Source organism: Geomonas sp. (assembly GCF_056994735.1).
This window is the reverse complement of record NZ_JBXKJL010000423.1, coordinates 1-11,240: the sequence shown is the minus strand read 5'-3', so window position 1 is coordinate 11,240 and position 11,240 is coordinate 1. Positions and strand designations below refer to the sequence as shown.

Sequence of the window (11,240 nt, the reverse complement as noted above, 5' to 3'; positions counted from 1 at the left end):
CCTGTCCGGCTAATATGACATCCACTTTCAATTGGGGTTCTCATGAAACGAGCCAAGAAAAAAGTTTTCGCAGACTTTATCTCCCAGCGCGGACTCAAGACGACCAAGCAGCGCGACATCATCCTCGACAGCTTTCTCTCGAGCGAGCGGCATTTGAGCATCGAGGAGCTCTACCTCAAGCTCAGGGCGAAGCACCCGAACATCGGCTACGCCACGGTCTACCGCACCTTGAAACTCTTCGCTGAGGCCGGCATCGCCAGGGAGATGCAGTTCGGCGACGGCCAGACCCGTTACGAGCATGTGGGGGAGGGGGAGCACCACGATCACCTGGTCTGCACCAGGTGCGGCAGCATCGAGGAGTTCGAGAACGAGACGATCGAACATCTGCAGTCCGAGGTCGCTGCCAGCCGCGGCTTCCTCATCGAACGTCACAGGCTTGAGCTCTACGGTCTGTGCGGCACCTGCAGAAAGTGATCCGCTGAGATAGCTTCTCTTGGCCTCTGTTCGGACCAGCTTCCCGTGCAGATATTGAAACCTGCTGTGCTCTTTTCCTCACCACTGAGTCGGTTGCAGTAAAAAATTTTCTCGTCAATGTGAAAGTGATTTTCATTGGCAGTAATGCTCGCCAATCCCGGGCATCAAAAGTCAGAGGGGTAGTTGATATCATGTCTTTTTTAAGCAAGAAGGGTTCCTGCCACGAAACGGTAACCGTGGCCTCCAGCGGCGCCAGAAAGGTGGCACTGGTCGGGAATCCCAACGTCGGGAAAAGTGTTCTTTTCAATGCGCTCACCGGCGCTTATGTCACCGTTTCGAACTATCCCGGTACCTCTGTTGAGGTCTCCCGAGGCAGTACCACGATCAACGGCCAGGAGTTCGAGATCATCGACACCCCCGGCATGTACGCGATTCTCCCCATTACCGAGGAGGAGCGGGTCGCCCGCGAGATCCTGCTGAACGAGCGCCCCTATCTCGTGATCCACGTCCTCGACGCGCGCAACCTCGAGAGAATGCTTCCCATGACGCTGCAGCTGATCGAGGCCGAGTTGCCGGTCATCCTAGTGGTCAACATCATGGACGAGGCCGCCCGCATGGGTCTGAAGATCGATATCCCCCTCCTTTCCGAACGCCTCGGCATCCCGGTGATCGGCGCCGCAACCGCGAAGAAGGTGGGGCTCCCCGAGATCAGGAACGCCATCGCCAACTCCGCCAGCACGCCGACCTCACCCTTCCGCTACTCGAAAGCCCTCGAGGCGGACATCAGCGAAATTTCCGAACGCCTTACCGGAAAGTACATACTCTCGAAGAAGGCGCTCGCGCTCCTGTTGCTGCAGGGGGACGGGGAAGTGGCCGAACTCGTCCGGACTACCGAAGGCGACGGCGCTCATGAGGTCGAGGCCGGAGTAAAGACCAAGCGTTTCGAGCGCAGGGAATCGTTCCATCTCGATCTCTCGATGGAGAGAAAGCGCATCGTCAAAACGATCCTTGACGGCGCCTTCAAAGCCCCGGAAAAGCGGGTGGTGACGCTGGCGGAGAGGATTTCGCGCCTGACGGTTCGCCCGGCAACAGGGATCCCGCTGCTGCTGATCGTCCTCTACTTCGGGCTCTACAAGTTCGTCGGCGATTTCGGCGCCGGCACTCTGGTGGACATACTTGAGAACAAGGGCTTCAAGGAACACTTCAATCCCTGGATCACCATGCTGGTGAAGAGCTACGTTCCCTGGGGCGTGATCCAGGAACTCCTGATCGGTGAGTACGGGATCATAACGCTCGGCATCCGCTATGCCGTCGGCATCATCCTCCCCATCGTCGCAACCTTCTTCCTCTTCTTTTCCGTCCTGGAGGACAGCGGCTACTTCCCGCGGCTGGCGCTGCTGGTGGACCGGGTCTTCAAGACCCTGGGCCTGACCGGTCGTGCCGTCATCCCGATGGTACTCGGTTTCGGCTGCGACACCATGGCGACCATGGTGACCAGGACCCTGGAGACGGTGCGGGAGCGGGTGATAGCGACACTCCTTCTGGCACTGGCTATTCCCTGCTCCGCACAGCTTGGGGTTATTCTTTCGCTCCTCTCAAAGGCGCCGGGGGCATTGGCGGTCTGGATCGTCTGTCTCCTCCTGATCTTCCTGCTGGTCGGGCTGCTGACTGCCAAGCTTCTCCCCGGCGAGACCCCCATGTTCTACATGGAGATACCGCCCATGCGGCTGCCGCAGTTCAGCAACGTGCTGACCAAGACCTACACCAGGATGCAGTGGTACTTCATGGAGATCCTGCCGCTCTTCGTCCTGGCCTCGGTGCTCTTGTGGCTCGGCAAGATAACCAACTTCTTCGAGGTCATGGTGCGGTGGCTGAGCCCGGTGATGGCTTCGCTGGGGCTGCCGAAGGAGACGGCGGTCGCCTTCATCTTCGGCTTCTTCCGGCGTGACTACGGCGCGGCCGGGCTGTACGACCTGCAGACCCAGGGGCTGCTGAACGCCAGGCAGCTGACGGTGGCAGCTGTGACGCTGACCCTCTTCATCCCCTGCGTCGCGCAGTTCCTGATCATGAAGAAGGAGCGCGGGTGGAATGTGGCGCTGAGCATCGGGCTCTTCGTCTCGACCTTCGCCTTCGGCAGCGGCTGGCTTTTGAACCGGTTCCTCCTCTTTACCTCGCTACTGTAGCTTCAGGTCTCGCCTTTGAGTGCTAAGGTTGTACACTCTATCGGCAATGAGTAAGGCAAATCCCCCCTGTCCCCCCTTTGTCAAGGGAGGGACGTGTGGTCCCTTTCTTGACCACGGAAGACTCGGAAGACTCGGAAGAAGGGGGCAAAGACTGAAGCTTTGCGCGGGGGCAGGATCAGAGTCAAGCCCGGTGAGAAGAACGGTCGGGGGCACAGAGTAAACCCAGGCAGTTACATACATAGTCCAGGCAGTACAGGGATGATGGCAGGCAGTTGAATGGATGACGTAGGGCATGGACTATACATTGCTCTTGAGAGGTTGTATGCGGTGCGGGTTTTGCGGGCATGAGTTCCGCGAAGAAGAGGGTAACGTGGGGTGCAAGAATTGCCCCATGTCCGGGGGATGCAAGATGATCAAGTGCCCCCGCTGTAACTATGAAAATCCGCCGGAACCGGCACTGGTGAAGAAGATCAAGAAGCTGTTGAAGAAGGGCCAGGGTGCGGAAGGGTAGGGAGATAACGACGGAAGCACTCGTCTTCCATTAACTGTAATAGAGCAATTTGTTAAAGGAGATGGTATGAAACTAAGCGACAAAGCCGAAGAGATACTGGAGGCTCTCTGGATCGAGTCGGAGGAAAACGGCCACGGCTATGCCGAACTGGACCAGATGGAAATCCCCGCTTCGGATGCCGCGTATAATGAACTGGCTTCCCAGGCCCTTATCGAGATCAAGGGGGAGCGCATCTACTTCCGTCCGGAAGGGCGTGAGGAGGGGCGCAAAACGATCAGGCGCCACCGCCTGGCCGAACGCCTGATGATGGATGTGCTCAACATCCGCGGCGAGAGCGGCGACGTCAAGGCCTGCCAGTTCGAGCACCTGCTGAACGAGGGGGTGGACACCAAGGTCTGCACCATGCTGAACCACCCGGTCACCTGCCCGCACGGAAAGCCGATTCCGCAGGGCGACTGCTGCGAGGAAGCCCGCAAAAGCGGCGACCTCGGCGTGGTGCCGCTTACCGAACTGAAATCGGGAGAGGAGGGTGACATCGCCTACATCCAGACCGAGGACAGCAAGAAGATGCAGAAGCTTATGGCGATGGGCGTGCTCCCCGGAAACCGCATCTCGCTGCTGCAATCCTTCCCTTCCTACATCTTCAGGGTCGGCTTCTCCGAGTTCGCCATCGACACCGCCATGGCCAAGGAGATCTTCGTCAGGCGGTAGGTCGCATCATGAGGTTGGCAAAGTTGATGAGTTGAAGAAGAGGCGTCTCCCATTGCGGGGGCGCCTTTTTTCGTCACCATCCCTCAGTTAAGCGACGCTGCTACTGCGACCATCCGACCTTTCTCGCCGGCGCCTCGACACCCATATTCCCACCCGATTCCGTCACCATAGTTTTTCTTATCCTGCCGAAAAAACCTTCAAGATATTGCCCTGCCCGTCGATACCATTAAAAGTGACGGGTCTCGGAGCTCATGTGCTCCGGCACCCATCAACCTCCTGCAACAAAGGAAGGACCTTTCATGATATCTGCCGTCAAGGATACAGTCGCAGACACGGCTTCAGATGCCGAACTTAGCAGGCTTTCCGCCGGATGGGCCTCCGTTCTCGACGAGGTCGCTGCCGAGCTAAGGGAGATCGCACGGTCGACGGAGGACGAGTTTCTCACCATCGGCGGCAGGCTGCAGGATTTCTACCAGCGCGGTACCGACATCTCTTCCCTCGCCACCGCGGTGGTGGGTGAAGTTGCCGGGGACAGGGTCACCGAGACCATGACCGAACTCGGCCAGATCCTGGACGAGATGGAGCGCTATGTGGAGCGCGCGCTCAGGGAGATCGGGGACAGCTCGGGAACCCTGCGCGAGACACTCGGCCTCCTTGGGAAAGTGGCGGGCCCGCTGTCTGGGTTCAAGAAGGTGAACAAGGTGCTGAGGATGCTCGGCATATCCACCAGGATCGAGAGCGCGCGGCTGGGACAGAGCGCCGCCGGCTTCGACACCCTCGCCAGCGATGTCGGGGAGCTGTCGGTGCAGGTCAACGACAAGGCCGCCGTCATCATCAAGCGCAAGGACGAACTGGCCGGCGCCATCGCTCAGACCCTGACCGGTGTGCTCGATTCTGGCGCCCAGCAGCACGACAGGGTGATAGCCACCCTCCAGAAGACCAGGGGGAGTCTCGAGACCCTGACCTCCATCAACGCCCGCTGCTCCAGCTCGGTCGCCGAGGTCTCCGCCGTGTCCGAAGAGGTCTCCCGCAGCATCGGCGAGGTGGTCATGTCGATGCAGGCGCACGACATCGTCCGGCAGCAGATAGAGCACGTCGACGAGGCGCTGACCGAACTGAGACAGGCACTGGCGACGGGGCTTGCCGGGGCGGATGACGTGGCCTGCATCTGCGAGCTGCAGACCGCCCAGCTAAAGCACGCGGACTCGGCCCTCGATTCGGCGGTGCGCACCATTATCGACAGCCTGAGGGACGTAGCGAGGAAGCAGGGGTCCCTCTCGGCCAGGACCAGCGGCATGGCCGGCATGGCAGACCAGGCAGGGGGCAGCTTCTTCTCCGGGATAGAGAAGGACATCTCGGTGGTGAGCAGCGCGCTTCTGTCCAGCTCGGAGGTAACCAACACCCTCTGCCAGGCCATGGGATCGGTCGCGGAAACGGTCGGGGAAATCTCCTCCTTCGTCGGCGACATAGAAAAGATAGGCGAGGAGATCAAGCTGATCGCCCTCAACGCCCAGATCAAGTCGGCCTACACGGGAGACGAGGGGGCCGCCCTCGGCGTCCTGGCCGAGGCCATCCAGAGACTCTCCATCGACGCCATAGACCACACCGGCTCGGTGGCGGAGATCCTGCACTCCATCATCGCCGTCACCGAGCGGCTGAGAGACGGGGTCAGGGACGAATCGGCCGGGTTGAAGGTAGAGGTGGAAGTGATGGTCTCCACCCTTTCCTCGCTCCTGGACGTGCTGCGCGGGGTGAACGACACACTGCGCGGCTCCCTTGGCGGAATGGACCAGGCGGTTGCCGCGCTGTCAACGGAGATAGAGGATGTGACCGCGGGGATGTCGGTGCACCTCCAGGTTTCGGCGGTGCTGGAGCGTGCGGTTCAGGAACTCTCCGGGATCACCAGGGAAGCGCGGCGGCTCGCGCCGGCAGGCTCCCAGGGGGGGCAGCTGGAAGCTCTGGCCAGCCGCTACACCATGCAGAGTGAGCGCAACATCCATGAATCCCTTTTCAATCAGGCCCCCGGAAGCCCTTCGGAACCGGTGCCTTCCGCCGATGACGATCTCGGCGGGAACGTTGAACTATTCTAGGACGAGAGGACCCATATGGACGAGATGACGATAGAACGCCTCCAGTATCCGGGTGGCCGAGAGGAACTAAAGGTTTCGGGGGGCATGACGATAAGTGACGCGTCCCGCTTGAGGGAGGAACTGCTGGGCTCGCTGGAGACGGCCGCAGAACTGCAGATCGACATTTCCTCCATCTCCGGGATAGATCTGACCGGGCTGCAGCTTCTTTGCGCGGCCCATCAAAGCGCCGAGCTGGCTGGAAAGCGCTTCATTTTAAGAGACGACGGGAACGGGATCTTCCGCAAGGCCGCGGCAGAGGCCGGGTTCCAGCGGCATACCGGGTGTTCCCGTGACAAATCGTGCAGTTGCATCTGGGTCGGAGGACAGAATTGATGGCTAAGACAATTATGACGGCAGACGATTCGGCAAGCGTGAGGCAGATGGTCAGCTTCACCCTCAAACAGGGCGGCTACACGGTGGTGGAGGCGGTCGACGGCAAGGACGCGCTGCAGAAGCTTTCCACCACAAAGGTCGACATGCTGATCACCGACCTGAACATGCCCAACCTGGACGGCATAGGGCTCATCAAGGGGGCCCGCGCGCTGCCCGCCTGCAAGTTCATCCCCATCGTGATGCTGACCACCGAATCGCAGGACTCCCGCAAGCAGGAAGGGAAGGCCGCCGGCGCCACCGGCTGGATCGTCAAGCCGTTCAAGCCCGAACAACTCATGGCGGTTGTGAAGAAGGTGCTGGGATGATCGACGTCCACAGGCAGGCATTCAAGGAAGAGGCGTACGAACTGCTCGCGGAACTGGAGACCTCGCTCCTGGAGCTGGAGGAGAGACCCGAGGACATCGACCTCATCAGCCGGGTCTTCCGCGCCATGCACACCATCAAGGGATCCGGGGCCATGTTCGGCTTCGAAGACATCGCGACCTTCACCCATGAGGTCGAGACCATCTTCGACATGGTGCGCAACGGCAAGCTCGAGGTGACCAAGCGGCTGGTCAACCTGACACTGGAGGCCCGGGACCTGATCAAGACCATGCTGGACAACGCGGACGGGGGAGGGGGCGCCGACATAGATGCGAGCTTCCGCATCATCTCCGGCTTGCGCGCCCTGGCCGGCGAGACCGCCCCGGCGGCAGCCAGCGTCGAGGTCAAGGCGGCCAAGCAGGCACCTCCCGACAAGGCAACCTACCGCATCCGCTTCATCCCGGTCCGCGGGATCTTCGCCTGCGGTACCAATCCCCTGACACTGCTGGCCGAGCTGAAGGAACTGGGTCCCTGCAACGTGGTGGCCCAGACCACCGGTTTCCCCACCCTCCAGGAGATGGATCCGGAAGGGTGCTACGTCTACTGGGACGTGATCCTCACCACCGACCAGGGCGAAAATGCCATCAGGGACGTCTTCATCTTCGTGGAGGATGACTGCGAGCTGACCATACAAAGGATCGCCGAGCACGACCGCTATTCCGAGTCGGTGGAATACAAGAAGCTGGGCGAGATCCTGCTGGAGCGCGGGGACATCACCAGGGAAGAGATGGACGGGGTGCTCGCACAGCAAAAGAGGTTCGGCGAGCTCGCGGTCTCCAAGGGACTTGTCCCCGAAGCGAAGGTCCAGGCGGCGCTGGTCGAGCAGCAGCACGTGAAGGAAGTCCGCCAGGAGAAGCAGCAGGCCGAGGCCGCCTCCAGCATCCGCGTTCCCGCCGACCGGCTGGACCTGCTGGTCAACCTGGTCGGCGAGCTGGTGACGGTGCAGGCCCGCCTCTCCCAGACCGCCGCCGAGCGGGCCGACACCGAGCTCTCCGCCATCGCGGAAGAGGTGGAGCGGCTGACCGCGGAGCTTCGCGACAGCGCCCTCAACATCCGCATGCTCCCCATCGGCTCGACCTTCAGCAAGTTCAAGCGGCTGGTGCGCGACCTCTCCAGCGAGCTCGGCAAGGAGATCGAGATGACCACCGACGGGGCGGAAACCGAGCTCGACAAGACGGTGATCGAGAAGCTCAACGACCCGCTGGTGCACCTGATCAGGAACAGCATCGACCACGGCATCGAGCTCCCCGCGGTGCGCGAGGAGGCGGGAAAGCCGCGACAGGGCAAGGTCCATCTGGCGGCCGTCCACTCAGGCGACAGCGTCCTCATCACCATCGACGACGACGGCGCCGGGCTCGACAAGGACGCCATCCGGGCCAAGGCGGTGGAGAAGGGGCTGATTCCCGCCTCGGCGGAACTTTCGGACAAGGAACTCTTCAACCTGATCTTCGCCCCCGGCTTTTCCACGGCCAAGACCATCTCCTCGGTATCGGGGCGCGGCGTCGGCATGGACGTGGTCAAGCGGGCCATCGAGGCTCTGCGCGGCACCATCGACATCACCAGCGTCCGCGGGGAGGGGGCCAAGATCACCGTGCGCATCCCGCTCACCCTGGCCATCATCGAGAGCCTCCTGGTGAAGATCGGCAACGACTCCTTCATGCTGCCGCTGGCGCTGGTGGACGAGTGCGTCGAGCTCACCCGCGAGGACGTGGCGCGCTCGCACGGCCGCAACCTCGCGCACGTGCGGGAGCACCTGGTGCCGTACATCCCGCTCAGGGAGCGCTTCGGCATCACCGGGGGCTCTCCCGAGATCGAACAGATCGTGATCACCGAAGTCAACGGGAGCCGGGTAGGCTTCGTGGTCGACAACGTCATCGGCGAGCACCAGACGGTAATCAAGTCGCTGGGGCGCGCCTACAAGCATGTCGAGGGGATATCGGGGGCCACCATACTGGGAGACGGCTCCGTGGCACTGATCCTCGACGTTCCCCAACTCGTGCAGTCGGTCGAGGCCGAGGCGGCCTGAGCCTCAGACCAGGACACTACTTTCGGAGCAGCTAAGTTATGGATGATGCAGCACGCGGCATCGACCGCCCCGCAGCCCTCTCGATGCGGGATTTCAACAGGTTGAGCCGTTTCATATACGACACCTGCGGCATCAAGATGCCCGAGGTCAAGAAGACCATGCTGGAGGCCCGCCTCCAGAAGAGGCTCAGGAGCCTCGGCATACGCAGCTTCACCGATTACTGCGACTACCTCTTCGCACCGGAGGGGCAGGAGCAGGAACTGGTGCAGATGCTGGACATGGTCACCACCAACAAGACCGATTTCTTCAGGGAGCCGGACCACTTCACCTACCTGACCCAGACGGTCCTCCCTGCCTGGCTCAAGAGGCACGAGGGGGAGACCCTCTCTATCTGGAGCGCCGGATGCTCGTCGGGGGAGGAGCCCTACACCCTGTCCATGGTGCTGTCGGAATACGCCGCGGCCAACCCCGGCTTCGACTTCCAGATCCTGGCCACAGACATCTCCACCAGGGTGCTGGAAAAGGCCAAGAACGCCATCTACCACGAGACCCAGGCCGAGCCGATCCCGTTCAACCTGAAGAAGAAGTACCTCCTGAGGAGCAAGGACCGCACTAGCGGCATGGTCAGGGTCGTCCCCGAACTGCGCCAGAAGATCCGCTTCCGCCGCCTTAACTTCATGGACGAGGACTTCGGCCTGCGCGAGCAGATGGACATCATCTTCTGCCGCAACGTCATCATCTATTTCGACCGCCCTACGCAGGAAAAGCTCCTGCAGCGCTTCCACCGGCAGATGAAGAACGGGGCCTTCATCTTCATGGGGCACTCCGAGACCCTGAGCGGCCTCGATGTCCCGCTGGTGAGCGTCTACCCGACCGTCTACCGGAAGCTCAGATGAGAAAATCCGACGCTGCCGCACACTTCCTGAAGCCGGGGGAGCTGGTGCTGGCAGTCACACCGACGACCGTCACGACCCTCTTGGGATCCTGCGTCGCCATCACCATGTTCAGCCCCAGGCACCGGGTGGGCGCGATCTGCCACGCGCTGCTGCCCACCTGCCGGAGGGAAACGCCCTGCCCCAAGTGCCAGGCCGAGGCGGGCAAGTACGTGGAGTGCGCCATGCGGCTGATGCTGGAAGGTCTGGCGGCCCACGGCGTGCAGAAAGAGGACATCGAGGCTAAACTCTTCGGGGGGGCCGACATGTTCGAGAGCGAGGGGAGGGGGCAGAGCGTCGGGAAGCAGAACATAGAGATGGCGCTGCGCCTGGTGGATGCCGAGTCGCTGCGCCTGGTAACCCAGGATCTCGGCGGCCCCCGGGGCCGGAAGATCATCTTCAACACCCACACCGGCGAGGTCTTCCTGAAAAGGCTCAGGAAGACGGAGATCTAGCCATGGCGAAAAAAATCAGAGTTCTGATTGTCGACGATTCTGCCGTGGTGCGACAGACCATGACGGAGATCCTGTCATCGGATCCCCAGATAGAAGTCATGGCCACCGCCGGAGACCCCTTCATCGCCGCGGAACGTATCAAGCACGAGGTTCCCGACGTCATCACCCTGGACGTCGAGATGCCGCGGATGGACGGCATCACCTTCCTGCACAAGATCATGAGCCAGCACCCGATCCCGGTGGTCATGTGCTCGAGCCTCACCGAGAGCGGCTCCGAGACCGCCCTGAAAGCGCTCGAGTTCGGCGCGGTGGAGATCATCCAGAAGCCGCGGCTGGGTACCAAGGCCTTCATCGAGGATTCGCGGGTGCGCATCTGCGAGGCCGTCAAGGCGGCCAGCCTCGCCCGTGTGAAGCGGGTCTCGGCCACGGCCTCGCGCATCGTGGCACCCAAGCTGACAGCGGACGTGATCATCGAGAAGCCGAAGAGCCAGGCCATGATCCAGACCACCGAGAAGGTCGTGGTGGTGGGCGCCTCCACCGGGGGGACCGAGGCGCTGCGGGTCTTTCTCGAGTCGCTTCCCGCCGACTGCCCCGGCATCGTCATCGTCCAGCACATGCCGGAAGGCTTTACCCGCGCCTTCGCCCAGCGTCTCGACGGCCTGTGCCGGATTACGGTGAAGGAGGCGGCGGATAACGACACCGTGGTGCGCGGGCGGGCCCTGATAGCCGCCGGCAACCACCACCTGCTCCTGAAGCGGAGCGGCGCCCGCTACTACGTCGAGATCAAGGACGGCCCCCTGGTTTCGCGCCACCGCCCCTCGGTCGACGTCCTTTTCCGCTCGGCTGCCCGCTATGCCGGCAAGAACGCGGTCGGGGTCATCATGACCGGCATGGGCGACGACGGCGCCCGCGGGATGCTGGAGATGAAGCAGGCTGGCGCCATCAACATCGCCCAGGACGAGGCGAGCTGCATCGTCTTCGGCATGCCCAACGAGGCGATCAAGCTGGGCGGCGTCGATTACATCCGCCCCCTCGACGCCATAAGCAGGGAAGTGCTGCGGCT

11 protein-coding genes are annotated in these 11,240 nt (G+C 61.9%); all 11 read left to right on the top strand.

From position 1 onward, the window contains the following. The first annotated feature begins 42 nt into the window (after positions 1–42). Entirely contained in the window at positions 43–474 is a 432-nt protein-coding gene (locus AC11W3_RS18150) for a Fur family transcriptional regulator (RefSeq protein WP_484091906.1), read from the top strand. Positions 475–665: 191 nt separating this feature from the next. Further along, complete coding sequence (gene feoB / locus AC11W3_RS18145) at positions 666–2,657, top strand: ferrous iron transport protein B (protein ID WP_484091905.1); 1,992 nt, start codon at positions 666–668, stop codon at positions 2,655–2,657. Between the two features lie 322 nt (positions 2,658–2,979). Further along, on the top strand, positions 2,980–3,168 hold the full coding sequence (locus AC11W3_RS18140) for a hypothetical protein (protein WP_484093495.1): 189 nt from the start codon (positions 2,980–2,982) through the stop codon (positions 3,166–3,168). Positions 3,169–3,234: 66 nt separating this feature from the next. Next, entirely contained in the window at positions 3,235–3,879 is a 645-nt protein-coding gene (locus AC11W3_RS18135) for a metal-dependent transcriptional regulator (RefSeq protein ID WP_484091904.1), read from the top strand. 299 nt (positions 3,880–4,178) lie between these two features. Further along, positions 4,179–5,969 (top strand): methyl-accepting chemotaxis protein, encoded by a 1,791-nt coding sequence (locus AC11W3_RS18130; protein WP_484093494.1) that lies wholly within the window; start codon positions 4,179–4,181, stop codon positions 5,967–5,969. 15 nt (positions 5,970–5,984) lie between these two features. Beyond that, the gene (locus AC11W3_RS18125; protein ID WP_484091902.1) at positions 5,985–6,341 is read left to right on the top strand and encodes an STAS domain-containing protein; all 357 of its coding nucleotides are present in this window, start codon (positions 5,985–5,987) and stop codon (positions 6,339–6,341) included. Further along, on the top strand, positions 6,341–6,706 hold the full coding sequence (locus AC11W3_RS18120) for a response regulator (protein ID WP_484091901.1): 366 nt from the start codon (positions 6,341–6,343) through the stop codon (positions 6,704–6,706). Before AC11W3_RS18125 ends, AC11W3_RS18120 begins: the two co-directional genes overlap by 1 nt. Then, positions 6,703–8,790 (top strand): chemotaxis protein CheA, encoded by a 2,088-nt coding sequence (locus AC11W3_RS18115; RefSeq protein WP_484091900.1) that lies wholly within the window; start codon positions 6,703–6,705, stop codon positions 8,788–8,790. Before AC11W3_RS18120 ends, AC11W3_RS18115 begins: the two co-directional genes overlap by 4 nt. A 38-nt stretch (positions 8,791–8,828) precedes the next feature. Beyond that, positions 8,829–9,686 (top strand): CheR family methyltransferase, encoded by an 858-nt coding sequence (locus AC11W3_RS18110; RefSeq protein ID WP_484091899.1) that lies wholly within the window; start codon positions 8,829–8,831, stop codon positions 9,684–9,686. Continuing rightward, entirely contained in the window at positions 9,683–10,177 is a 495-nt protein-coding gene (locus AC11W3_RS18105) for a chemotaxis protein CheD (RefSeq protein ID WP_484091898.1), read from the top strand. Before AC11W3_RS18110 ends, AC11W3_RS18105 begins: the two co-directional genes overlap by 4 nt. Before the next feature lie 2 nt (positions 10,178–10,179). Next, a partial coding sequence (locus tag AC11W3_RS18100) for a protein-glutamate methylesterase/protein-glutamine glutaminase (RefSeq protein WP_484093493.1) occupies positions 10,180–11,240 on the top strand: 1,061 nt, incomplete at its 3' end.